The following is a 24,913-nucleotide window of genomic DNA, read 5'->3' on the forward strand; positions in this document are numbered from 1 at the left end:
CCCATGACAAGGCGCGCAGCGCCACCGGAGACAAGATGTCCCAGACCGAGACTGGCGAAGTCGGCGAAGCCACCGACATGGCCCACGCCGGCGGCATGTGCCCGCCCAAGACCGCGCGCGGGCAGAAGACCCGTGCAGCGTTGCTGCGCGCCGCCGAAAAGGTGTTCGGCGAGAAGGGCTACTACGCCGCGTCGATCTCCGAGATCACGCAGGAAGCCAAGGTCGCCATGGGCACCTTCTACCTGTACTTCAAGGACAAGGAAGATATTTTCCGAGCGCTGGTCGGCCACATGCTGGAACTGGTGCGCACCCACCTGCGCAAGCACGTGGCCAACGCCGCCAGCCAGATGGAAGCCGAGCGGCTGGGCCTGAAGGCCTTTCTCTCCTTCGTTTCGCGCCACAAGAACCTGTACCGCATTGTGCTGGACTCGTACTCGGTGGACGAAACCATCTACAGCAGCTATTTCCAGGTCTTTGCCGAGCTCTACAGCCGGCGGCTGGAGCGCGCCGAAGAGCAGGGCGAAATCGTCCCCGGCGATGCCGAGGTGCGCGCGTGGTGCCTGATCGGCATCAGCAACTTCCTCGGCATGCGCTATGCGCGCTGGAAGCGTCCGGCCTCCATGGAGAAGGTGGTCGATACCGCCTTCGACCTGATCGCCCACGGCCTGCAGCCGCGATGACCACGGCCGCAGATCCGCTGGTCTTGCTCGAACGCCGGGACGGCGTGGCCCTGCTGCGCCTCAACCGGCCGCAGCGGCACAACAGCCTCGTGCCGGCGTTGCTGGAAGCCTTGCTGGCCGCACTGGACGAGGTCGAAGCCGACACGTCGGTCCGTGCCGTGGTGCTGACGCATGCAGGGCGCAATTTCTCGACTGGCGGCGACGTGGCGGCCTTTGCGGCGCAAGGCGATGGCATTGCCGCCTACGCCAGCGAGTTGCTCGCGCTGCTGAACCGTTCGATCCTGCGCCTCACGGCACTGCGTTGCCCGGTGGTGGCGGCCGTCGAAGGCTGGCTGACCGGCGGCTCGCTCGGGCTGGCGCTGGCCTGCGACATGGCCGTACTGGCGCAGGATGCGCGCATCGCGCCGTTCTACACGGTGGTGGGCTTCAGCCCGGACGGCGGCTGGACGGCGATGCTGCCGCAGCTGGCCGGTCCGGCACGGGCGCGCGCCTGGCAACTGAACAACATGGTCGTGGCGGCGCCGGATGCCGTCATGCATGGCCTGGCCTCTGCGCTGTCCGCACCCGGTGCGGCAGAGGCCGATGCAATCGCGCTGGCGCGCGGCGTGGCGGACAAGTTGCCCGGCAGCGTGGCGCATACCCGCGCGCTGCTGCGCTGGGACGCCGACGCGCTGGCAGCGGGCCTGGAACGCGAGCGCGCCGCCTTCGTCGCGCAAATCTCCAGCGCGGAGACCGCCGACGGCATGCGCCGCTTCCTTGCCGGGCGCACGCGAGAGTAGCCGGGCAGTAGAAATTCCCGCAGTTGCAGCAGGTTCCAGCCCTTCTAACGCAAAAGAACCCGAACACAGGAGACAGCCATGCAAAGCAACCCCCTCGCCGTACGCGCCCTGGTCATGGCCGCCGGCCTTCTTGCCACCGGCGCCGCGCTGGCCAAGGATATCCGCATCGCCCACGTCTACGACAAGACCGGCGCGCTGGAAGCGTATGCCAAGCAGACCCAGACCGGCCTGCTGATGGGCCTGGAATACGCCACCAACGGCACCATGACCGTCAACGGCAACAAGCTGGTGGTGATCGAAAAGGATACGCAGGGCAAGCCTGACGTGGCCAAGGCGCAGCTTGCCGCCGCCTACAGCGACGACCGCGCCGATATCGCCGTCGGCCCGACGTCGTCCGGCACCGCGCTGGCGATGCTGTCGGTGGCGGAGGAATACAAGAAGGTGCTGCTGGTCGAGCCCGCCGTCGCCGATTCGATCACCGGCGACAAATGGAACCGCTATATCTTCCGCACCGGCCGCAATTCGTCGCAGGACGCGATCTCCAATGCCGTGGCGCTGGACAAGCCGGGCGTGACCATCGCCACGCTGGCGCAGGACTATGCCTTCGGCCGCGACGGCGTGAAAGCGTTCAAGGGCGCGCTCAAGAACGCGAAGATCGTCCATGAGGAATACCTGCCCACCAACACCACGGACTTCACTGCCGGTGCGCAGCGCTTGTTCGATTCGCTCAAGGACAAGCCTGGCCGCAAGGTGATCTTCATCATCTGGGCCGGCGCCGGCAATCCGTTCAAGATCGCGGACCTCGATCCCAAGCGCTACGGCATCGAGATCGCCACCGGCGGCAATATCCTCCCGGCGATGACCAGCTACAAGAACTTCCCCGGCATGGAAGGGGCCACGTACTACTACTTCGGCATCCCGAAGAACAAGGCCAACGAGTGGCTGGTGTCGAACCACTACAGCAAGTTCAAGGCACCGCCCGATTTCTTCACCGCCGGCGGCATGACCGCTGGCATCGCGCTGGTCGAGGCGCTGAAGAAGACTAACGGAGACACCGGCACCGACAAGCTGATCATGGCGATGGAAGGCATGTCTTTCGAGACCCCCAAGGGCAAGATGACCTTCCGCAAGGAAGACCACCAGGCGATGCAGTCGATGTACCACTTCAAGATCAAGGTGGACCCGGCCTTTGCCTGGGGCGTGCCCGAGCTCGTGCGCGAGATCAAGCCCGAAGAGATGAACGTGCCCGTGCGCAACCAACGCTGATGAACGCGCCAGCCCCCTCCGCCCCCTCGGCCTCCTCTGCCCGCTCTGCCGGCCTGCCGGCGTCGCAGTCGCCCGCTGCGCAGCGCGGCACGGCCGCGGCGGCCGGCGCCCGGCCGCTGCTCGAGACGCGCGACCTGACCATCCGCTTCGGCGGCCATGTCGCGGTCAATGCGGTGTCGTGCGCATTCCGGCCGGGCGAGCTGACCTGCATCGTCGGCCCGAACGGCGCCGGCAAGACCACGTACTTCAACCTGGTCTCGGGGCAGTTGCCGCCCTCCGCCGGGCAGATCCTGCTCGACGGCGAGGACGTGACGCGCCTGCCGGTGTCGCAGAAGACCCGGCGCGGCATCGGCCGCGCCTTCCAGCTGACCAGCCTGTTCCCGCAGCTGTCCGTGCTGGAGAACGTGCGGCTGGCGGTGCAGGCGCGGCAGCAGCGCGGCATCGACCTGATCTCGATGTGGACCAGCCACCGCGACGTGCGCGCGCAGGCGCTGGCGATCCTGGAGCGGGTGGCGCTGGCGGGCAAGCAGCACCTGGTGGTGGCGTCGCTGCCGCATGGCGACCAGCGCAAGCTGGAAGTCGGCATCCTGCTGGCGCTGCAGCCGCGCGTGTTCATGTTCGACGAACCCACCGCGGGGATGAGCGTGGACGAAGTGCCGGTGATCCTGGACCTGATCCGCGAGATCCGCCAGGACCGCAGCAAGACGGTGTTGCTGGTCGAGCACAAGATGGATGTGGTGCGCTCGCTGGCGGATCGCATCATCGTGCTGCACAACGGCACGCTGGTGGCCGACGGCGACCCCGCCGAGGTGATCGCATCGCCGGTAGTGCAGCAGGCTTACCTGGGCATGGCGGAGGAAGAGAAGGAGGGCGGCAACCATGGCTGACGCGCAACACGCCACGCCGATCCTGCGGCTGCAGGGCGTGCAGACCCATATCGGCCCGTACCACATCCTGCACGGCGTCAGCTTCGACGTGCCGCGCGGCGGCGTGACCATGCTGCTGGGGCGCAACGGCGCCGGCAAGACCACCACGCTGCGCACCATCATGGGTTTGTGGCAGGCAAGCGCCGGCACGGTGAGCTTCGACGGCGCGGACATCACGCGCCACAGCACGCCGTCGATCGCGCAGGCAGGCATTGCCTACGTGCCGGAGAACATGAGCGTGTTTTCCGACCTCACCGTGGCCGAGAACATGCGCCTTGCCGCGCGCAGCGGGGCCATCGACGAGCGGCGGCTGGACTGGGTCTTTCGCATGTTCCCGGCACTGAAGACCTTCTGGCACCAGCGTGCCGGCGTGCTGTCGGGCGGGCAGAAACAGATGCTGTCGGTGGCGCGCGCGATCATCGAGCCGCGCAAGCTGCTGATCGTCGACGAGCCCACCAAGGGGCTGGCACCCGCGATCATCCAGAACATGATCCATGTCTTCCGCGAGCTCAAGCAGACCGAAGTGTCGATCCTGCTGGTGGAGCAGAACTTCAACATGGCAAAGTCGGTGGGGGATACGGTGGCAGTGATGGATGACGGACGCACCGTGCATGCGGGAACGATGGCGGCGCTGGCGGGGGATGACGGGCTGCAGCAGCAATTGCTGGGGCTGTCGCTGGCGGCACACCAGTAGCGCCGTGCAGGACTGATGGTTTGCTCCCCTCTCCCGCGTGCGGGAGAGGGGAGCAAACAACGTGCGGCCGATACGCCCGCCGCAGGATGGAGACCCATGACAACTTCAACGACCTTACCTACCGCACCGCCGGCAGCCCTGCCCAAGGTCCGGCTCGACTGGACCCCGCTGGCCCTGGCGCCGCTGCTGATGCTGCTAGCCTTCCCGCTGGTCGGCAGCCCTTCGACCTGGCTCACGCTGACCATCGCCGGCCTGGCGATGGGGATGATCATCTTCGTGGTGTCCTCCGGCCTGACGCTGGTCTTCGGCCTGATGGACGTGCTCAATTTCGGCCACGGCGCCTTCATCGCGCTGGGCGCCTACGTGGCGGCATCGGTGCTGCTGCCGATGGCAGGCTGGGTGGAGGCGGACAGCCTCGTGCAGAACCTGGCGGTCTTCGCGCTGGCGATTGCCGCGGCCATGGTCGCGGCCGGCGCGGTCGGGCTGTTCTTCGAGCGCGTGGTGGTGCGCCCCGTCTATGGCCAGCACCTGAAGCAGATCCTGATCACCATGGGCGGCATGATTGTCGCCGAGCAGCTGATCAAGGCGATCTGGGGCCCGGAAACCATTGCGCTGCAGGTGCCCACCACCTTCCGCGGCGCGGTGCTGCTGGGCGATGCCGCGATCGAGAAATACCGGCTGATCGCGATGGCCCTCGGGCTGGTAATCTTTATCGCGATGGTGCTGCTGCTCAACCGCACCCGCATCGGCCTGCTGATCCGCGCGGGCGTGGAGAACCGCGAGATGGTCGAGGCGCTCGGCTATCGCATCCGCCGGCTGTTTATCGGCGTGTTCGTGGTCGGCGCTGGGCTCGCCGGGCTGGGCGGCGTGCTGTGGGGGCTGTACCAGCAGAACATCACCGCGGCGATCGGCGCGCAGGTGAACGTGCTGATCTTCATCGTCATCATCATCGGCGGGCTGGGTTCGACTACGGGCTGCTTTGTCGGCGCGCTGCTGGTCGGCCTGATGGCCAACTACACCGGTTTCCTGTACCCGAAGGTTGCGCTGTTCTCCAACATCCTGCTGATGATGCTGATCCTGCTGTGGCGCCCGCAAGGACTGTTCCCGGTGGCACGGCGATGAACGGAGCGACACGACCATGATCCGACTTCTCTCCGGCGATCTGCCGCGCAGCCGCGTGCTCACCGTGATCCTGCTGCTGATCCTGCTGGCGCTGGCCTGCGCGCCGTTCGCCTTTCCCGGCGCGCGCGCACTGAACATGGCGGCCAAGATCTGCATCTTCGTGGTGCTGGTGGCCAGCTATGACCTGCTGCTGGGCTACACCGGCATCGTCTCGTTTGCGCACACCATGTTCTTCGGCATCGGCGGCTATGGCGTGGCCATCGCGATGTCGCGCATGGAGCCAGGCTGGGGCGCGCTCGCCGTGGGCGCCGCGGGCGCGCTGGCGGTCTCGGCGCTGCTGGCTTTCCTGATCGGCCTGTTCTCGCTGCGCGTGCGTGCGATCTTCTTCGCGATGATCACGCTGGCGGTGGCGACCGCCTTCGCCACGCTGGTGTCGCAGCTGTCGGAATGGACCGGCGGCGAGGACGGGCTGACCTTCAAGGTGCCCGAGGTGCTGCGCCCGGGCTTCTCGCTCGGCGACGCCGAGCTGCTGGGCGTGCCGCTGACCGGCAAGCTGCTGAGCTACTACCTGGTGTTTGCCGGCGCGCTGGTGCTGTTCCTGGCGCTGCTGCGCGTGGTCAATTCGCCGTTCGGCCGCGTGCTGCAGGCGATCCGCGAGAATGACTTCCGTGCCGAGGCCATCGGCTACCGCACTGTGGTCTACCGCACGGTGTCGACGGTCTTGTCTGCGATGTTCGCCACGCTGGCCGGGGTGCTGATGGCGGTTTGGCTGCGCTATAACGGTCCTGACACCTCGCTGTCATTCGAGATCATGGTCGACATCCTGCTGATCGTGGTGATCGGCGGCATGGGCACGATCTACGGCGCGGTGATCGGCACGGTGCTGTTCCTGGTGGCGCAGACCTACCTGCAGGACGTGATGAAGCTGGCGAGCGACGCCACCACGGCGCTGCCGCTGCTGTCGTCGCTGCTGCATCCGGACCGCTGGCTGCTGTGGCTCGGCCTGCTGTTTATCCTGAGCGTCTACTACTTCCCGCAGGGCGTGGTGGGGCGGCTGCGCGGCAATCGGGCCGTGCAGGACGTGGCAACCTGAGCGGAGGGCCGCGCAATGTACGTAATCGACTGGCTGCACAAGAACGCGCAGCACACCCCCGACAAGATCGCGCTGGTGGACGTGGAAAGCGGCCGCCGGGTGACCTATCGCCAGTTCGACGAGCGCGCCAGCCGCTTCGCCGAATACCTGGCCGAAGGCCTGCAGCTGGCGCCAGGCACGCGCGTCGCCGTGCTGGCGCACAACAGCTCCGACTATTTCGAGATGCTTTACGGCTGCGCCAAGGCCGGCATGGTGATGGTGTGCCTGAACTGGCGCCTGCCCGCGGCGGAATTGCTGCCGATCCTGCAGGACTGCACGCCCGAGGTGTTGGTCGCCGGCGATGGCTTCCTGGCCGTGGCCGCCGAACTGGCGCGCACCTTGCCGCTGCGCGCGGTGCTGCATCTTGCCGACGACGAGGCGGCCGATGTACCCGGTGGCTGGACCGAGTACGAAGCCGTGCTCGACGCGGCCTCGGGGCGCATCATCGAGATGCCGTGCCGCGACGAGTCCGAGGTATGGCACCTGCTGTACACCTCCGGCACCACCGGCAAGCCCAAGGGCGTGATCCAGACCTATGGCATGGTGTTCTTCAACGCCGTCAACGCCATGCTGGCCAACAAGATCACGCGCGACGACGTGTTCCTGAACGTGCTGCCGTTCTTTCATACCGGCGGCCTGAACCTGTATGCCAACCCGGTGCTGCATGCCGGCGGCACGGTGCACATCATGCGGCAGTTCGAGCCGCAGGTCGTGCTGGACCGGCTCGACCGCAAATCGGGCGAGGGCATCACCATGTTCTTCGCGGTGCCGGCGGTGTACCTGTTCCTGAGCCAGCATGCCGGCTTTGCGCAAGCGGACTTCTCCGGCGTGCGCAACATGTCGGCGGGCGGCTCGCCGGTGCCGCGGCCGCTGCTGGAAGCCTACCTGGCCAAGGGCGTGACCATCTGCTTCGGCTTCGGCATGACCGAAACCGGGCCCACGGTCTTTGTCTGCGACGAAGACACCGCGCGCAGCAAGATCGGCACCATCGGCAAGCCGGTGGGGTCGATGCTGACGCGCATCATCGACCCCGTGGGCAATGATGTCGCGCCCGGCGAGCGGGGCGAGCTGCTGATCAAGGGGCCGGGGGTCACGCCCGGCTACTGGAACCTGCCGGAAGCGACTGCCAATGCGATCCGCGACGGCTGGCTGCATTCCGGCGACATCGCCTGGCGCGACGAGGACGGCGACTACTACATCGTCGATCGCGCCAAGGACATGTACATCTCCGGCGGCGAGAACGTCTATCCCGCCGAAGTCGAAAATGTACTGTTCCAGCTGCCGGGCGTGGCCGAGGCCGCCGTGATCGGCGCGCCGGACGCACGCTGGGGCGAGACGGGCATGGCGCTGGTGGTGCTGCGCGCTGGCGCCTCGCTCGATGCGGAGCAGGTCATCGCCCATTGCAAGGCGCAGCTTGCCGGCTACAAGGTGCCGCGCCATGTGCGCTTTGTCGACGCGTTACCGCGCACGCCGTCGGGCAAGGTGGAGAAGCACAAGCTGCGCGCCAGGTTTGCCGGCTGACGCGCCGCGTCCCGCCATACGAATTTCCTGCATTTCCTGCAGTCCCCGCAGTCCCCGCAGTCCCGCTGTCCGCAGTCTCCGCTGTTCCTCATTGACGTACGTCTCTACCGCCCCGACGCGGGCGACAGAAGGAGGGTGACATGCATTCCAAGCAGTTTCCGCCGCCGCAACAAGGCAGCTTGCGCGGTACGGTGTTCGCCGTCGCGGCAGCGATGCTGGCCGCTGCCTGTGGCTCGGGCGATGACAACAATGGCAACGGCAACAACCCCAACACCAAGCCCGCATATATCGGCGCGGTCAACATCATCAGCTACAACGGCAGCAGCGACGACCTGCTGACCGCGGGGCTGGGCAAGGACGGACTTGCCAGTGCCACCGCGCCGCTGCCGGCCAATGCCACCGCCCCGACCGCGGCGGAACTGCGGCGCTACGCGATCTACTCCAACTACCGAGCCATCGTCGACACCACCGCGGCTGGCGGCTATGGCTCGCTGTACGGCCCCAACGTGGACGCGCAGGGCAATGTCACCGGCTCGGAGGGCAAGATCGCCGGCGTGGAATACCTGGCGTATTCGGACGACGGCACGGGCCAGCAGAACGTGACCATGCTGGTGCAGATCCCGGCCGGCTTCGATACGGCCAGGCCGTGCGTGATCACCGCCACGTCGTCGGGCTCGCGCGGCGTGTACGGTGCCATCGCCACCGGCGAATGGGGGCTGAAGCGCGGCTGCGCGGTCGCCTACACCGACAAGGGCACCGGCGCCGCGCCGCACGACCTGGATACCGATACCGTGCCGCTGATCGACGGCACCCGCGCCACGCGCGCGGCCGCCGGCAAGAATGCGCAGTTCGCCGCGCCCGCAGGCGCCACGTCGCTGGCGGATTTCACCGCCGCCAGCCCGCACCGGCTCGCGTTCAAGCACGCGCATTCGCAGCGCAATCCGGAGAAGGACTGGGGCAAGTTCACATTGCAGGCGGTGGAGTTCGCGATCTGGGCGATCAATGACCGCTTCGGCGCGGTGTCCGCCAACGGCACGCGCCAGCGCAGCATGGACAAGGGCAAGATCCTGGTGATCGCGTCGAGCGTGTCGAACGGTGGCGGCGCCGCGGTGGCCGCTGCCGAGCAGGACACCGATGGCCTGATCGATGGCGTGGCCGTGGGCGAGCCCAACCTCAACATGCCACCGGATACAGGCGTGGTGGTGCGGCGCGGCGGCGTGCAGGTGCCGTCTTCGGGCCGCACGCTGTATGACTACACCAGCACGGCAAACCTGCTGCAGCACTGCGCCGCGCGCACCACTGCGCTGACGCAGTCACCGTTCTACGACAACCCGACCATGGCGCCGTTCTTCGCGGCGCGCTGCACCACGCTGGCGGAAAAGGGACTGGTCACCGGCACCAATACCAGCGAGCAAAGCGCCAGCGCGCTGCAGGCGCTGCATGAAGCGGGCTGGGAGTCCGAATCCGATGACCTGCACCCGTCGCTGGCCGCCTTCGACACCGCTGCCGCGATCACCGTGACCTACGCCAACGCCTACGCGCAGGCCAGCGTGACCGACAAGCTGTGCGGATACAGCTTCGCCAATACGCTGACCGACCTGAAGCCGGCGGCGATCGCCCCGGCAGCGCTGGCGTCGATGTTCGCCACCGGCAATGGCATCCCGCCGCAGCCGCCCTCGGTGCAGCTGATCAACGACCTCGACCCGACGCACGGCCCGTACCTGAACCTGTTCTCCGTGTCGGCATCGAACGGCCGCACCGATCTCAACTACGATGGCGCCGATTGCCTGCGCAAGCTGCTGGCCGGGACCGACGCCGCGGCGCGCGCCTTGCAGGCTGGCCAGGCGCTGACGCTGCGCAACGGCAACCTGCGCGGCAAGCCGGCGGTGATCGTGCACGGCCGCAGCGACGGCCTGCTGCCGGTGAACCATACCTCGCGCCCGTACCTGGGGCTGAACCGGCAGAAGGAGGGGCTGGCCAGCAAGCTGGCTTACATCGAGGTGGAGAATGCCCAGCATTTCGATGCCTTCATCGGGCTGGTGGCGGGCTACAGCAACCGCTACGTGCCGCTCCATGTGTACCTGAACCGCGCGCTCGACGCCGTGTACGACAACCTGACGACCGGCAAGCCGCTGCCGCCGTCGCAGGTGGTGCGCACCACGCCGCGCGGCGGCACTGTCAACACGCCGGCGCCGACGCTGCTGCCGTCCAATGTTCCGCCGATCGCCGCCACGCCCGCACCCGGCAATGCGATCACCGTCAACGCCTTGACCGTGGAGGTGCCCAACTGATGACCGACGCCATGCCGCGCGTGCTGACGCAACGCGATTTCGACCGCTTCGCCGCGCTGTCGCGCGACGACAACCCGATCCACTGCGATCCGGCCTTTGCCCGCGGCACGCACTTCGGTGCCACGGTGGCGCACGGCATGTTCCTGTTTTCGCTGCTGTGCGCGCATACGTGGCGGGAGCTGGCCGCACCTGCGCTGCCGGTGGCGCAGACGCTGATGTTCCCGACGCCGGCCTTCGCCGGCGATGCGGTGGCGTTTGCGCTGGTGCCGCAGCCGCAGGCGCGGCCGGCGGGTTTTGGCACCACGGTCAGCGCGGGCATCCCCGGCGCGGCGCCGCGCGTCGCGGCCGCCGGTGAATCGTCGTGGCTGGCGGAGGCTGCACCGGGCCGGCTGCCGGCATGGCCAGGCGCGCAGCCGGAGGCCGCGGGCGATCCCGCGCTGTACGGCCTGCGTCCCGGGCAGTCGGCCAGCGCCACGCGCGCCTTCACCGCGGCCGATATCGCCGAGTACGTTGCCCTGACCGGCGATGCCAATCCGTACCATGCTGACGCCGCCTTCGCCCGCGCGCGCGGCTTCGGCGAGGCGGTGGTGCCGCTGCCGCTGCTGGCCGGCATGTTTTCCGACCTGCTCGGCACACGGCTGCCGGGGCGCGGCACCGGGTGGATGAAGCAATCGCTGCGGCTGGCCTCGGCAGCGCGGCTGGACGAGCCGCTGACCGCGCAGGTGCGCATCGTCCGGCTGCGCGCCGGCAAGGACCTGGTCAACCTGGCGAGCGTCGTCACCGGCGCGGATGGCCGGGTGGTCGTGCAGGGCGAATCGCTGGTGCTGGTGCGCAACCTGGCGGACAAGGGCAGCGAGAGCCGGGCGGCATAGCCTGTTTGTGGCGGCTTCGCGTACCGTTTGCTGCACTCAAAGCCTTATCTCCGCGGGTCCTTGAAATGTCGCGACAAAGCCTTATCTTTCGGATATCCAGTGTCCGGCAGGGCATCCAGGCACCCCGGCGGTGAAGCCGGGGCCAGCGCCCCCCGCATCAGGACACGACCTATCCGAGAGAGGGAATCCTATGCGTCTTGACAAGCTAACCACCCGGTTCCAGGAAGCGCTCGCTGAAGCGCAAAGCCTGGCCCTGGCCAACGACAACCAATACATCGACCCGCAGCACGTGCTGCGCGCGCTGCTGTCGCAGGACGACGGCGCCGCCCGCGCACTGCTCGCACGCGCCGGCGTCAACGTGCAGGGCCTGCAGACGGCGCTGGACGCCGCCATCAAGCGCCTGCCGCAAGTGCAGGGCACCAACGAGGTCCAGATCGGCCGCGACCTGGTCAACCTGCTCAATGCCACCGAGAAAGAAGCGCTCAAGCGCGGCGACCAGTTCATCGCCAGCGAGCTGTTCCTGCTGGCCGTGTCCGACGACAAGGGTGACGCCGGGCGCATTGCGCGCGAGAACGGCCTGAACCGCAAGTCGCTCGAATCGGCCATCCAGGCCGTGCGCGGCGGCGAATCGGTCAACAGCGCAGAGGCCGAGGGCCAGCGCGAGGCGCTGAAGAAGTACACCATCGACCTGACCGAACGTGCCCGCATCGGCAAGCTCGACCCCGTGATCGGCCGCGACGACGAGATCCGCCGCGCAATCCAGATCCTGCAGCGCCGCACCAAGAACAACCCGGTGCTGATCGGCGAGCCGGGCGTGGGCAAGACCGCGATCGTGGAAGGGCTGGCGCAGCGCATCGTCAACGGCGAAGTGCCCGAGAGCCTGAAGAACAAGCGCGTGCTGGTGCTCGACATGGCCGGGCTGCTGGCCGGCGCCAAGTACCGCGGCGAGTTCGAGGAACGCCTGAAGGCCGTGCTGAACGACGTCGCCAAGGACGAGGGCCAGACCATCGTCTTCATCGACGAGATCCATACCATGGTGGGCGCGGGCAAGGCCGAGGGCGCGATCGACGCGGGCAACATGCTCAAGCCCGCGCTGGCGCGCGGCGAGCTGCACTGCATCGGCGCGACCACGCTTGACGAATACCGCAAGTACATCGAGAAGGATGCCGCGCTGGAGCGCCGCTTCCAGAAAGTGCTGGTCGACGAGCCGACCGTGGAAGCGACCATCGCCATCCTGCGCGGCCTGCAGGAGAAGTATGAGCTGCACCACGGCGTCGAGATCACCGATCCGGCCATCGTCGCCGCGGCGGAGCTGTCGCATCGCTATATCACCGACCGCTTCCTGCCCGACAAGGCCATCGACCTGATCGACGAGGCCGCCGCGCGTATCAAGATGGAAATCGACTCCAAGCCGGAGGCGATGGACAAGCTCGAGCGCCGCACCATCCAGCTCAAGATCGAGCGCGAAGCGGTCAAGAAAGAGACCGACGAGGCTTCGCTCAAGCGCCTGGACCTGATCGAGCAGGAGATCGCGCGCCTGGAGAAGGAGTACGCGGACCTCGACGAGATCTGGAAGGCCGAGAAGGGTGCCGCGCAGGGCACGGCCGCGCTGAAGGAAGAGATCGAGAAGGTCAAGCTCGAGATCGCGAAGCTGCAGCGCGAAGGCAAGCTCGACAAGGTGGCCGAGCTGCAGTACGGCAAGCTGCCGGGACTGGAAGGCAAGCTCAAGGCCGCCACCGATGCCGAAGCCAGCGAGCAGAAGCAGCCCAACAAGCTGCTGCGCACGCAGGTGGGCGCCGAGGAAATCGCCGAAGTGGTGAGCCGCGCGACCGGCATCCCGGTGTCGAAGATGATGCAGGGCGAGCGCGAGAAGCTGCTGAAGATGGAGGACCGCCTGCACAACCGCGTGGTCGGCCAGGACGAGGCCGTGCGGCTGGTGTCCGATGCCATCCGCCGTTCGCGCGCAGGGCTGGCGGACGAGAACAAGCCCTATGGCTCGTTCCTGTTCCTGGGACCGACCGGTGTCGGCAAGACCGAGCTGTGCAAGGCGCTGGCCGAGTTCATGTTCGATTCGGAAGAGCATCTGATCCGCATCGACATGAGCGAATTCATGGAGAAGCACAGCGTCAGCCGCCTGATCGGCGCGCCGCCGGGATACGTGGGCTACGAGGAAGGTGGCTACCTGACCGAGGCCGTGCGCCGCAAGCCGTACAGCGTGGTGCTGCTCGATGAAGTGGAGAAGGCCCACCCCGACGTCTTCAACGTGCTGCTGCAGGTGCTGGACGACGGCCGCCTGACCGATGGCCAGGGCCGCACGGTGGACTTCAAGAACACGGTGATCGTGATGACGTCCAACCTGGGTTCGCAGATGATCCAGTCGATGGCCGGCGAGCCGCAGGAAGCGATCAAGGGCGCGGTCTGGCAGGAAGTGCGCACGCATTTCCGGCCGGAGTTCCTGAACCGGATCGATGAAGTGGTGGTGTTCCACGCGCTCGACCAGAAGAATATCGAGTCGATCGCGCGCATCCAGTTGCAGCGCCTGCAGGCCCGCCTGGCCCGCATGGACATGACGCTGGAGGTCAGCGACTATGCACTGGAGAAGATCGCCAGCGCGGGCTACGACCCGGTGTTCGGGGCGCGTCCGCTCAAGCGGGCGATCCAGCAGCAGATCGAGAACCCCGTGGCGCGCGCCATCCTGGAAGGCAAGTTCGCGGCAAAGGATGTGGTGCCGGTGGACTATGTGGATGGCGAGTTCACCTTCGGGCAGGCCGTGCAGTAAGCCCGGTTTCGAGACTCTTCGGTGTCACAGGCAGGCCCTTGCGGATTCCCGCAAGGGCCTTTTTGCATGGCCGCGCCCTGCCATGTAAGGGAGTGCCGCGCCGTGCAATTTTTTCACGGCGATCCCGCGCTTCGCTCCGTCAGTTGCCGTGCTGCATGCGATTCTCCAAGTGGCATGCTTTTCGCGTTGCAAAAGGGTTGAGTTTCCTTGCAAAGCGCTGCGCCTCCACGCAGCCTGTCCCCACAGGAGCCAATCCATGACCGACAAGCCTTTCCTCACCGACGTCAAGACCCTGCGCGCGCGGGCCCGCCAGCATATCGAAGAGGGTGCGGTGACCTCCGGTTACACCGCCGACCGCGAGGCCGTGCTGAAGCTGCTCAACGACGCGCTGGCGACCGAGATCGTCTGCGTGCTGCGCTATCGCCGCCACTATTTCATGGCCCAGGGCCCGAACTCGAAGAGCGTCGCCGAAGAATTCCTGGCCCACTCGAATGAAGAGCAGGGCCATGCCGACCAGATCGCCGAGCGCATCGTCCAGCTGGGCGGCGAGCCCGACTTCGCGCCGGACGGCCTGACCAGCCGCTCGCACGCCGAGTATGTCCCGGGCAACAGCCTGACCGAGATGATCAAGGAAGATTTGGTGGCCGAGCGCATCGCCATCGACAGCTATCGCGAGATCATCACGTTCCTGGGCGAGCGTGACCCGACGTCGCGCCGCATGATGGAAGAGATCCTGGCGGTGGAAGAGGAGCACGCCGACGAAATGGCGGACCTGCTGGCGCGCCAGGGCGGCTGAAGCCTGCATGGCGAATTTCTGCGGGTTGTCCCGGACTTGACCGCGATCAAATCGGACTCGGCGGCGAGCCGATACCATTTACTTGTCATGGAGATGCGGGGGCGCTCTTCATGACTTGTCTACCCGTTTCCGGAATGGAAACTTCGCCCGCACCGGTTTGCCGGTGCGGGCGTTTTCTTTTGGGTGTGCGGATTGCGCAACCTCGCGCCACCTCACGCCACCTCACGCGCACCTTGCGTCCCGTCGTCCCCATATGACGGCATGCCGATATTTCCGTCCGATCTTATGCAAAAAACAGTAAAGGATCGGCGAAACCATTCGTTCCGTTCAGATAGCCCCGTCGGTAGTCTTGCTCCTGACACAAGCCCGCCCCCGGCGGCGGGCACAGCAACCAGAGGCGCCTGGCGCCCATTCACGACAGACGGGAGCAACACGAATGATCCGCAAACTGGCCATCGGCCTGGCAGTCCTGGGCGCCCTGGGCGCGGCGCAGACCGCTTCGGCGACCAACCTGCTCAATGTTTCCTACGACCCGACCCGCGAACTGTATGTCGACGTCAACGCGGCCTTCGCCAAGGCCTGGAAGGCCCAGGGCGGCGATGCCGTGACCGTGCGCCAGTCGCATGGCGGATCCGGCAAGCAGGCCCGTTCGGTGATCGACGGGCTGGATGCTGACGTGGTGACGCTGGCGCTGGGCTACGACGTTGACGCCATCGCAGAGAAGGGACTGATCAAGCCGGACTGGCAAAAGCGCCTGCCGCACAACGCCGCGCCGTACACCTCGACCATTGTGTTCCTGGTGCGCAAGGGCAACCCGAAGGGCATCAAGGACTGGGGCGACCTGGTCAAGCCCGGCGTGCAGGTGATCACGCCGAACCCGAAGACCTCGGGCGGCGCACGCTGGAACTACCTGGCCGCGTGGGGCTATGCGCTGCGCCAGCCTGGCGGCAATGAGACCAAGGCGCGCGAGTTCGTCGGCGAACTGCTCAAGCATGTGCCGGTGCTGGACTCTGGCGCGCGCGGCGCCACCACCACCTTCGTCGAGCGCGGCCTGGGCGACGTGCTGCTGGCCTGGGAGAACGAAGCCATCCTGGCCATCAAGGAGCTGGGTCCGGACAAGTTCGAGATCGTCGCGCCGTCGATCTCGATCCTGGCCGAGCCGCCGGTGGCCGTGGTCGACAAGGTGGTCGACAAGAAGGGCACGCGCAAGGCCGCCGAGGCCTACCTGCAGTTCCTGTACACCGACGAAGGCCAGGAGATCGCCGCGAAGAACTACTACCGCCCGATCTCGCAGAAGGTGGCGGCCAAGTACGCGGCCAACTTCCCCAAGGTCAAGCTGTTCACCATCGATGAGGTGTTCGGCGGCTGGCAGAAGGCCCAGAAGACCCACTTCGCCGACGGCGGCTCGTTCGACCAGGTTTATCAACCCGGCAAGAAATAATCCATGAGGCTGGCGGGCCGGGCCGCGTGGGGCGGCCCGGCACCGAGCCGGCCCACCAGAAGAAGGAAGCCCCGATGTCCATCCTGACGCTCTCCGGCAGCCCGTCAGTCCAGTCCCGCTCCGGCCTTGTGCTGGCGCACCTGCGCACCGCGCTGGAAGCTGCCGGTGAACGCACCCGCCACCTGGACCTGCGCGACCTGCCGGCGGGCCCGCTGCTGGCGGCGCGCGTGGACGACGACGCCATTGCCGCCGCCACCCGCGCGGTGGCCGAGGCCCAGGTGGTGGTGCTGGCCACGCCGGTCTACAAGGCCGCCTACAGCGGCCTGCTCAAGGCCTTCCTGGACCTGCTGCCGCAAACCGGCCTGCGCGACAAGATCGTGCTGCCGATCGCCACCGGCGGCAGCCTCGCCCATGCGCTGGCGATCGACTACGCGCTGCGCCCGGTGCTGTCCGCGCTGGGCTCGCGCCAGATCCTGCCCGGCATCTTTGCCGTGGACCAGCAGATCGACACCTCCGCCTCCTCCGCCTCCTCCGATGGCGGCGGCGTGCGCCAGGCGCGCTTCGACGCCGCGCTGTCCGCCCGCCTCGACGAAGGCCTGCTGCGCGTGCGCGACGCACTGGCGCACGCCCGCATCGAGGTCCCGCTCGACGCGCTCGACATTGTGCCCGGTGCCTTCGTGCAGCGCGCCGCCGCTGCCGCCGTGGTGGCGGAGCGATGTACCGCCTGATCTGAATTCCTGATGCATTGGCGCCGGCCAGTCCGGCGCCGCGGCAGCAACGCCGCCAGCCATGCCACCGGCAACCCGGGCGGGCAGGGCGGGATGCTGCCCGCGTTTGCACGCAGTCCGACTTCAGAACATTCGCCGGCGCCCTGGCCGGCCACGGAGAAATCGCATGACCACCACCATCAAGCCGGCCGGCTCGTTGCGCCGCCGCCTGTTCATTGCCGCGCTGGTCGCCGCCACCGGCCTGGCCTACGGGCTGCTGCCCGGCCGCGCCGAAGCGCAGTCGAAGATCGATGCCAAGGTGCTGCGCATCGGCTACCAGAAATACGGCACGCTGACGCTGCTGAAGGCGCGCGGTACGCTGGAAAAGCGGCTGGCGCCGCAAGGCATCACCGTCAAATGGACCGAATTCCCGGCCGGCCCGCAACTGCTGGAAGGCCTCAATGTCGGCGCGGTCGACTTCGGCACCGTGGGCGAAGCCCCGCCGATCTTCGCGCAGGCCGCGGGCGCGCAACTGGTCTATGTCGGCAACGAGCCGCCGGCGCCGACCGCCGAGGCCGTCGTCGTGCCGAAGTTGTCGACGCTGCGCTCGGTGGCCGATTTGCGCGGCAAGCGTGTGGCCTTCAACAAGGGCTCGAACGTGCATTACCTGCTGGTGCGCCAGCTGGAAAAGGCTGGCCTGCAGTACAGCGATATCCAGCCGGTCTACCTGCCGCCCGCCGATGCGCGCGCTGCCTTCGAGCGCGGCTCGGTCGATGCCTGGGTGATCTGGGACCCGTTCCTCGCCGCCGCCGAAAAGCAGCTGGGCGCGCGCGTGCTGGCCGACGGCCGTGGCGCCGACGGCAAGAACGTGGTCAGCAATCACCAGTTCTACCTGGCGTCGCGTCCCTACGCACAGGCGAAGCCCGAAATCGTGCGCCTGATCCTCGATGAACTCGCCACGCTGGGCACCTGGGCAGAAAAGAACCCGAAGGACGCGACCGCGGTGCTGACCGGCGAAGTCGGCCTGCCTGCCGACGTGCTGGAACTGGCGGTCTCGCGCTTCTCTTACGGCGCGCGCCCGGTCAGCGCCGACGTGCTGGCCGAGCAGCAGCGCATCGCCGATGCGTTTCACGCGCTCAGGCTGCTTCCCAAGCCGGTCAAGGTGGCCGACGCGCGCTGGGAGGAGGCGCAACAGAGGCCGCAACAGCAAGCACAGCGCTGATGCGTCGCGACGGCATCGCATAACAACAAGGAGCACGACATGCACGTATTCTGGTTTATCCCCACCCACGGCGACAGCCGCTACCTCGGCACCTCCGAAGGCGCGCGCGAAGTCAGCTTCGACTACATGAAGCAGGTCGCCGTGGCCGCCGATACGCTCGGCTACGAAGGGGTGCTGATTCCCACCGGGCGTTCCTGCGAAGACCCGTGGGTGGCAGCATCGGCGCTGTCGGCCGTGACGCAGCGCCTGAAATTCCTGGTCGCGGTGCGGCCGGGCCTGATGGCGCCGACGCTTGCCGCGCGCATGGCAGCGACGTTCGACCGGCTTTCCAACGGCCGGCTGCTGATCAATCTCGTCACCGGCGGTGACACCGCCGAGCTAGAAGGCGACGGCCTGTTCCTCGACCACAGCGAGCGCTACGAGGCCTCGGCCGAATTCCTGCGGATCTGGCGCGACGTACTGGCGGCCAGCCATGACAGTGGCCAGATCGACTACCAGGGCAAGCACCTGAGCGTGAAGGGCGCGCGCGTCCTCTATCCGCCGCTGCAGCGGCCGCATCCGCCGGTGTACTTCGGCGGTTCGTCGGCGCCGGCGCATGCGCTGGCGGGCGAGCAGGTCGATACCTACCTGACCTGGGGCGAACCGCCGGCCGACGTGGCGCAGAAGCTGGAAGACGTGCGCCGGCATGCGGCGAAGCATGGACGCACCGTCAGGTTCGGCATCCGCCTGCACGTGATCGTGCGCGAGACCGATGCCGCCGCGTGGGCCGCCGCCGATGACCTGATCAGCCGCCTCGACGACGAGACCGTGGCGCGCGCGCAGGCGGTGTTCGCCAGGATGGATTCGGAAGGGCAGCGCCGCATGGCCGCGCTGCATGCGGGAGGTGCGAGCCGCACGCGCGAGGCGCTGGAAATCAGCCCCAACCTGTGGGCCGGCGTCGGCCTGGTGCGCGGCGGCGCCGGCACCGCGCTGGTGGGCGATCCGCACACCGTCGCCGAGCGCATGCGCGAGTACGCGGAGCTGGGCATCGACACTTTCGTGCTGTCCGGCTACCCGCACCTGGAAGAGGCCTACCGCTTTGCCGAACTCGTGTTCCCGCTGCTGCCGCGTTCGGTGCGCGAGAAGTTGCCAGGCAAGGTGCTATCGGGCCCGTTCGGCGAAGTCATGGCGACCGGCATCGTGCCGCGCGCCGCACAGAGTTGAAGGAGGGCGGCATGAGCGCTCCGCATCTTCCGCCGCCGCGCCGGCATCCCGCCGCGCTGGCGCGCGCCGTGGCACCGTGGATCGTGCCGATGCTGCTGATCGTGGTGTGGCAGGCGGCCTCGCAGAACGGCTGGCTGTCGAACCGCGTGCTGCCGGCCCCGCTGGCCGTGCTGCACGCTGCCTGGGACCTGGCCCGTTCGGGCGAGTTGTGGAAACACGTAGGTGTCAGCACCTGGCGCGCGCTGGCCGGGTTTGCCATCGGCGGCGGGCTTGGCCTGCTGCTCGGTCTGCTGACGGGCGCGTTCCGCAGCGCGGCCACGCTGCTCGACAGCACGCTGCAGATGGTGCGCAACATCCCGCCGCTGGCGCTGATCCCGCTGGTGATCCTGTGGTTCGGCATCGACGAATCCGCCAAGCTGTTCCTGGTGTCGCTGGGCGTGTTCTTCCCGGTGTATCTGAACACCTACCACGGCATCCGCTCGGTCGACACCGGGCTGGTGGAGATGGCGCGCAGCTACGGGCTGTCGGGCTGGCAGCTGTACCGTGAAGTGATCCTCCCAGGCGCGTTGCCCGGGATCCTGGTGGGCGTGCGTTTTTCGCTCGGGCTGATGTGGGTGATCCTGATCGTCGCGGAAACCATCTCCGCGCAGTCCGGCATCGGCTACATGACCATGAACGCGCGCGAGTTCCTGCAGACCGACGTGGTGCTGGTGGGCATCCTGCTATACGCGCTGCTGGGCAAGCTGGCCGACCTGCTGTCGCGCGGGCTGGAGCGCTACTGGCTGCGCTGGCACCCGGGCTACGCAGCCGCCTGAACCACGCAACGCCGCACGTTCGGCAAGGAGATCGACATGCAGATGTATCCGGTGGAACAGGCCGCGCTGGCCGAACTTGAAGCGGGCCTCGCGCGCCGCGAGGCGGTCAGGCACGAGGCAGCGGCGCCGCGCCGCCGCCATGGTGGCGTCGCGCTACGCTTGCGCCAGGTAGTCAAGCGCTATGACGGTCGCGAGGTGCTGCACGATGTGGCGCTCGACGTGGCGCCGGGCGAGTTCGTCGCCATCGTCGGGCGCAGCGGCTGCGGCAAGAGCACGCTGCTGCGGCTGCTGGCGGGGCTGGAAGGCGCCGACGGCGGCAGCATCGCCATCGACGGTGACACGCAGGAGCAGGGCAAGGGCAGCCGCAAGCGCGGCGCCGACGTGCGCGTGATGTTCCAGGATGCGCGCCTGCTGCCGTGGAAGCGCGTGCTGGACAACGTGGCGCTGGGCCTGCCGCGCGCGCGGCGCGGCGAGGCGGCCGAGGTGCTGGCGCAGGTGGGCCTGGCCGAGCGCGCGCAGGCGTGGCCTGCACGGCTGTCCGGCGGGCAACGGCAGCGCGTGGCACTGGCGCGCGCGCTGGTGCATCACCCGCAGTTGCTGCTGCTCGATGAGCCGCTGGGCGCGCTGGATGCGCTGACGCGCATCGAAATGCAGGGATTGATCGAAGGTCTGTGGCGGCGGCTTGGCTTCACGGCGCTGCTGGTGACGCATGACGTCTCCGAGGCCGTGGCGCTGGCCGACCGCATCGTGCTGATCGAGGACGGCCACATCGCCATGGACGAGCGCGTGGCGCTGGCGCGGCCGCGCGAGCGCGGCGCCGCCGGCTTCGCGCAACTGGAAGCCGCGGTGCTGCAGCGGGTGCTGCGGCAAGCGCCAGCGGCCTCTTCGCCCCTCGATGCGGGCACGAAGCGCCGTGCGCAGCGCATCGACATCGGTGCGCACATCGACAGCCCGGAATCTTCATTCGCTGCCGCCCGCTGAACTCCTATCATGAGCAGGCAGGGCGTGCGCTGCGGCAGCACGCCGTTGCCATCAACAACCCGACCATGGGACCCGACGCGGTCCGGTCAACCGAAGGAAATCGCCATGCCAGGCGTGCATGAACCCGCCAGCGCAGCCAATCCGCTGCAACGCTATCTGGAATCGCTGCCGCGCCAGCCGCTGGCCGACCGGCAACTGTGGCGCGACGCGCGCGGGCAGGTGCAGGGACAGTTCTTCAATTGCTCGCTGACCAGCGCCTTCGAGCCGCTGGTGACCCTGGCCGAGCGCGAGGTGGTCGCGCACGAAGGCTCGATCCATACCTACGCCGACGATGGCGTGGGCCTGGCCGCGTGGAAGTTGTTCGCAATGGCTGCCGACGACACCACGCTGGTGTCGCTGGACCGCCTGTCGCGGCTGCTGCACGCGATCAACTACTTTGCCGCCGACGGCGCGCACAAGCTGGTGCTGAACGTGCACAACCGGCTGCTCGCGGCGGTTGCCGACGACCATGGCGCCGCGTTCCGGCGCGCGTTGCAGTCGCTGGGGTTGCCGCTGGAGCGCTTCGTGATCCAGGTGCCGGCCAGCGCCAACGACGACCTGCCGCTGCTGCTGCACGTGGTCGGCAATTACCGCCGCAACGGCTTCGCGGTCAGCCTGCAGGCGTCGGACCCGGCCGAGGCGGGCGCGCTGATGGCGCATGCGTTGCCGGACTGGCTCAAGCTCGATATGCGCCGCACCTGGACCGACCGCCAGCTGTCGGGGCTGCGCGCCAGCGCCGCCAATGCCGGCGTCACGCTGATCGGGCGGCGGCTGCAGGACGCCGAAAGCGTGGAGCGGCTGCAGGCCGCGGGCATCGACCTGGGGCAGGGCGCTTTCGCCGGCGCGCTGGTCAGCGCGGCCGGACTGCGGGCGGCAGGGCGCAGGAGCGGCATCGGCAGCGGCACACCAACTTAGCAAGGAGCCGGTATGACGCAAGCGATCGGGCCATCGGCAGGGCCATCATCGGCGGCGCACGGTACGCGCCTGGAAATCCCGCGGCACCTGCAGGTGCTGACCGTGCCGGGCCTGCATGGCAGCGGCCCGGGGCACTGGCAAAGCCGCTGGGAGCAGCGCTTCCCGGACTGGCAGCGCGTCGAGCAGCATGACTGGTCGCGTCCGAGCCTGCCGCTGTGGGCCGAGCGCGTCTCGGAAGGCGTGGCCTCGCGCGGGGCGCTGCTGGTGGCGCACAGCTTTGGCTGCCTGGCGGCCCTGCGGCAGGCGTCGCTGGACCCGGCCGGTATCGCCGGCGCGCTGCTGGTGGCGCCGGCCGATCCCGACAAGTTCGGCGTCGCCAGCCTGCTGCCGACCTACCGCCTGCCGTTCCCCACCATCATGGTCGCTAGCCGCAACGATCCCTGGATGCCGCAGCGCACCGCCTTCAGCTGGGGCACGCTGTGGGGCAGCGAACTGGTCGATGCCGGCAACCTGGGGCATATCAATTCCGATTCCGGCCTGGGCGACTGGGACGAGGGCCTGGCGTTGCTGGGTACGCTGGTGCAACGTATCGCTGACGCATGTGATGCCGGAGCCATTGAAGTGACGCCTGCGCCATGGGAGGCCGGCGTGGAAGTGGCGCCGGGCGCTCCATATATCTAAACCGTCTAAGAAAATTCAGAAAGATTCGTTCTGTTTATAAGAACGGATCTGCAGAATCTGTCTCGTAAGCCGGCGCAATATGCGCCGGCGTCATAAGGAACCGGCGCCACAAGCCGGCCACCACAGACGAGACCGACATGCCACCATCCCTATCCCTGGCGGATGCCCCCACGCCGGGCGCCCCCGATGCGCCGGCATCGCGTGCGCCCCGCCGCCCCGCCAAGCAGCGCTTCACGGTGCTTCCCGGCTTTGGCCTGTCGCTGGGCTTCACGCTGTTCTACCTGACGCTGATCGTCCTGATTCCGCTGTCGGCCACGTTCCTGAAGACGTTCACGATGACGTGGGACGCGTTCTGGACGTCGATCACGGCGCCGCGCGTGGTGGCATCGCTGCAGCTGAGCTTCGGCGCATCGCTGGTGGCGGCCATTGTCAATACGGTGTTCGGGCTGATTGTCGCCTGGGTGCTGGTGCGCTACCGCTTTTTCGGCAAGCGCCTGATCGATGCGCTGGTCGACCTGCCGTTTGCGCTGCCGACCGCGGTGGCCGGCATCGCGCTGACCGCGCTGTTTGCCGGCAACGGCTGGATCGGCCGCTACCTCGAGCCGCTCGGGATCAAGGTCGCGTTCACGCCGCTGGGCGTGGTGGTGGCGCTGACGTTTATCGGCCTGCCGTTCGTGGTGCGCACGGTGCAGCCGGTGCTGGAAGACGTGGAGCAGGAACTGGAAGAGGCCGCCGCCAGCCTGGGCGCCAACCGGCTGCAGACCTTCCGGCGCGTGATCCTGCCGGCGATCCTGCCGGCGCTGCTGACCGGGTTCGCGCTGTCCTTCGCGCGCGCCACCGGCGAGTACGGCTCGGTGGTCTTTATCTCCGGCAACATGCCGATGGTGTCCGAGATCGCGCCGCTGATGATTTATTCCAAGCTGGAGCAATACGACTACGCCGGCGCCACCGCGGTGGCCGTGGTGATGCTGGTGATCTCGTTCGGACTGCTGCTGTTGATCAACCTGCTGCAGGCCTGGACGCGCCGCCACCAGTCGGGTGCGCGCGCTGCGCTGGCACCGGAAGCGCCCGCGACGGGCAAGGAGTTCTGACATGGCGGGCGCAGTTTCGGGACGCCTGGGCGCGCAGCGCCAGGCCAAGGCCCACCACGCATTCGATGCCACCGGCGAGGCGCCATGGGTGCGCTACACGCTGATCACGGTGGCGGTGCTGTTCCTCACGCTGTTCCTGTTCGTGCCGCTGGCTTCGGTGTTCTACGAAGCGCTGCGCAAGGGCGTGCAGACCTACTTTGAAGCGCTGGTCGAACCCGATGCCGTGGCCGCGATCCAGCTCACGCTGACGGTGGCGGCGATCGCGGTGCCGCTGAACGTGGTGTTCGGCGTGGCGGCGGCATGGGCCATCGCCAAGTTCGAGTTCCGCGGCAAGAACCTGCTGATCACGCTGATCGACCTGCCGTTCTCGGTGTCGCCGGTGATCTCCGGCCTGGTCTATGTGCTGCTGTTTGGCGCGCAGGGCTGGTTCGGCCCGTGGCTGGAAGCGCACGACATCAAGATCATGTTCGCGGTGCCCGGCATCGTGCTGGCGACGATCTTCGTGACCTTCCCCTTCGTGGCGCGCGAACTGATCCCGCTGATGCAGGCGCAGGGCAGCGAAGAGGAAGAGGCCGCGATCGTGCTGGGCGCCTCGGGCTGGCAGACCTTCCGCCATATCACGCTGCCCAATATCCGCTGGGGCCTGCTGTACGGCGTGATCCTTTGCAATGCGCGCGCGATGGGCGAGTTCGGCGCGGTATCGGTGGTGTCGGGCCATATCCGCGGGCTGACCAACACCATGCCGCTGCACGTAGAGATCCTCTACAACGAATACAACTTCGCGGCGGCCTTCGCGGTGGCCTCGCTGCTGACGCTGCTGGCGCTGGTCACCCTCGGCATCAAGACGCTGGTGGAATGGCGCGCGCGCAAAGAGACGGAAGAGGCCGTGATCGAGCGGCCGATTGGTACAGCTGGTACAGCAGGAACCCCCCTGCAGGCATCCGTGTAAGGAACGGCATC

Annotated in this window: 22 protein-coding genes; all 22 read left to right on the forward strand. The window is 67.7% G+C overall.

What is annotated here, in order from left to right; all coding sequences use genetic code 11:
- The first annotated feature begins 35 nt into the window (after positions 1–35).
- Positions 36–680 carry a TetR/AcrR family transcriptional regulator gene (locus IPF36_RS06060; RefSeq protein WP_135705470.1) on the forward strand — a complete coding sequence of 215 codons (645 nt, stop codon included), beginning with the start codon at positions 36–38 and terminating at the stop codon, positions 678–680.
- Positions 677–1,459 carry an enoyl-CoA hydratase/isomerase family protein gene (locus IPF36_RS06065; RefSeq protein WP_195427577.1) on the forward strand — a complete coding sequence of 261 codons (783 nt, stop codon included), beginning with the start codon at positions 677–679 and terminating at the stop codon, positions 1,457–1,459. The genes IPF36_RS06060 and IPF36_RS06065 overlap by 4 nt, the downstream gene beginning before the upstream one ends.
- 78 nt (positions 1,460–1,537) lie before the next feature.
- The gene (locus IPF36_RS06070; protein WP_133096449.1) at positions 1,538–2,725 is read left to right on the forward strand and encodes a substrate-binding domain-containing protein; all 1,188 of its coding nucleotides are present in this window, start codon (positions 1,538–1,540) and stop codon (positions 2,723–2,725) included.
- Between the two features lie 116 nt (positions 2,726–2,841).
- Positions 2,842–3,612 (forward strand): ABC transporter ATP-binding protein, encoded by a 771-nt coding sequence (locus IPF36_RS06075; RefSeq protein WP_195427699.1) that lies wholly within the window; start codon positions 2,842–2,844, stop codon positions 3,610–3,612.
- Entirely contained in the window at positions 3,605–4,345 is a 741-nt protein-coding gene (locus tag IPF36_RS06080; protein ID WP_195427578.1) for an ABC transporter ATP-binding protein, read from the forward strand. The genes IPF36_RS06075 and IPF36_RS06080 overlap by 8 nt, the downstream gene beginning before the upstream one ends.
- Positions 4,346–4,441: 96 nt before the next feature.
- Positions 4,442–5,467, forward strand: a complete 1,026-nt coding sequence (locus tag IPF36_RS06085) for a branched-chain amino acid ABC transporter permease (protein WP_135705468.1) — start codon at positions 4,442–4,444, stop codon at positions 5,465–5,467.
- A 16-nt stretch (positions 5,468–5,483) separates the two neighbouring features.
- Entirely contained in the window at positions 5,484–6,560 is a 1,077-nt protein-coding gene (locus IPF36_RS06090) for a branched-chain amino acid ABC transporter permease (RefSeq protein ID WP_133096446.1), read from the forward strand.
- Between the two features lie 15 nt (positions 6,561–6,575).
- Positions 6,576–8,120: a long-chain fatty acid--CoA ligase gene (locus IPF36_RS06095; RefSeq protein WP_195427579.1), complete on the forward strand. Its 1,545-nt coding sequence runs from the start codon at positions 6,576–6,578 to the stop codon at positions 8,118–8,120.
- A gap of 140 nt (positions 8,121–8,260) precedes the next feature.
- Positions 8,261–10,411: a D-(-)-3-hydroxybutyrate oligomer hydrolase gene (locus tag IPF36_RS06100; RefSeq protein ID WP_195427580.1), complete on the forward strand. Its 2,151-nt coding sequence runs from the start codon at positions 8,261–8,263 to the stop codon at positions 10,409–10,411.
- The gene (locus IPF36_RS06105; RefSeq protein WP_135705465.1) at positions 10,411–11,283 is read left to right on the forward strand and encodes a MaoC/PaaZ C-terminal domain-containing protein; all 873 of its coding nucleotides are present in this window, start codon (positions 10,411–10,413) and stop codon (positions 11,281–11,283) included. Before IPF36_RS06100 ends, IPF36_RS06105 begins: the two co-directional genes overlap by 1 nt.
- 190 nt (positions 11,284–11,473) lie before the next feature.
- Positions 11,474–14,062 (forward strand): ATP-dependent chaperone ClpB, encoded by a 2,589-nt coding sequence (gene clpB / locus IPF36_RS06110; RefSeq protein WP_133096442.1) that lies wholly within the window; start codon positions 11,474–11,476, stop codon positions 14,060–14,062.
- A 256-nt stretch (positions 14,063–14,318) separates the two neighbouring features.
- Positions 14,319–14,858: a bacterioferritin gene (locus IPF36_RS06115; RefSeq protein WP_135705464.1), complete on the forward strand. Its 540-nt coding sequence runs from the start codon at positions 14,319–14,321 to the stop codon at positions 14,856–14,858.
- A gap of 436 nt (positions 14,859–15,294) precedes the next feature.
- A complete protein-coding gene (locus tag IPF36_RS06120) occupies positions 15,295–16,299 on the forward strand; it encodes a sulfate ABC transporter substrate-binding protein (protein ID WP_133096440.1) in 1,005 nt (334 codons plus the stop codon).
- A 74-nt stretch (positions 16,300–16,373) separates the two neighbouring features.
- The gene (gene ssuE, locus IPF36_RS06125; RefSeq protein ID WP_195427581.1) at positions 16,374–17,027 is read left to right on the forward strand and encodes an NADPH-dependent FMN reductase; all 654 of its coding nucleotides are present in this window, start codon (positions 16,374–16,376) and stop codon (positions 17,025–17,027) included.
- A gap of 166 nt (positions 17,028–17,193) precedes the next feature.
- Entirely contained in the window at positions 17,194–18,228 is a 1,035-nt protein-coding gene (locus IPF36_RS06130) for a sulfonate ABC transporter substrate-binding protein (protein ID WP_195427582.1), read from the forward strand.
- Positions 18,229–18,267: 39 nt separating this feature from the next.
- Complete coding sequence (gene ssuD, locus IPF36_RS06135) at positions 18,268–19,431, forward strand: FMNH2-dependent alkanesulfonate monooxygenase (RefSeq protein WP_135705460.1); 1,164 nt, start codon at positions 18,268–18,270, stop codon at positions 19,429–19,431.
- 11 nt (positions 19,432–19,442) lie between these two features.
- The gene (gene ssuC / locus IPF36_RS06140; protein ID WP_195427583.1) at positions 19,443–20,246 is read left to right on the forward strand and encodes an aliphatic sulfonate ABC transporter permease SsuC; all 804 of its coding nucleotides are present in this window, start codon (positions 19,443–19,445) and stop codon (positions 20,244–20,246) included.
- 36 nt (positions 20,247–20,282) lie between these two features.
- Positions 20,283–21,227 (forward strand): ATP-binding cassette domain-containing protein, encoded by a 945-nt coding sequence (locus IPF36_RS06145; protein WP_135705458.1) that lies wholly within the window; start codon positions 20,283–20,285, stop codon positions 21,225–21,227.
- 105 nt (positions 21,228–21,332) lie between these two features.
- On the forward strand, positions 21,333–22,181 hold the full coding sequence (locus IPF36_RS06150; RefSeq protein WP_195427584.1) for an EAL domain-containing protein: 849 nt from the start codon (positions 21,333–21,335) through the stop codon (positions 22,179–22,181).
- A 12-nt stretch (positions 22,182–22,193) separates the two neighbouring features.
- Positions 22,194–22,862, forward strand: coding sequence for an alpha/beta hydrolase (locus tag IPF36_RS06155; RefSeq protein WP_195427585.1), 669 nt, complete (start codon positions 22,194–22,196; stop codon positions 22,860–22,862).
- Positions 22,863–22,999: 137 nt separating this feature from the next.
- Positions 23,000–23,953 carry a sulfate ABC transporter permease subunit CysT gene (gene cysT / locus IPF36_RS06160; RefSeq protein WP_135705455.1) on the forward strand — a complete coding sequence of 318 codons (954 nt, stop codon included), beginning with the start codon at positions 23,000–23,002 and terminating at the stop codon, positions 23,951–23,953.
- Between the two features lies 1 nt (position 23,954).
- Positions 23,955–24,902 (forward strand): sulfate ABC transporter permease subunit CysW, encoded by a 948-nt coding sequence (gene cysW, locus IPF36_RS06165; protein WP_135705454.1) that lies wholly within the window; start codon positions 23,955–23,957, stop codon positions 24,900–24,902.
- Positions 24,903–24,913: the final 11 nt, after the last annotated feature.

Origin of the sequence: Cupriavidus sp. IK-TO18 (assembly GCF_015549295.1) — a bacterium.
Taxonomy (GTDB): Bacteria; Pseudomonadota; Gammaproteobacteria; order Burkholderiales; family Burkholderiaceae; genus Cupriavidus; species Cupriavidus oxalaticus_A.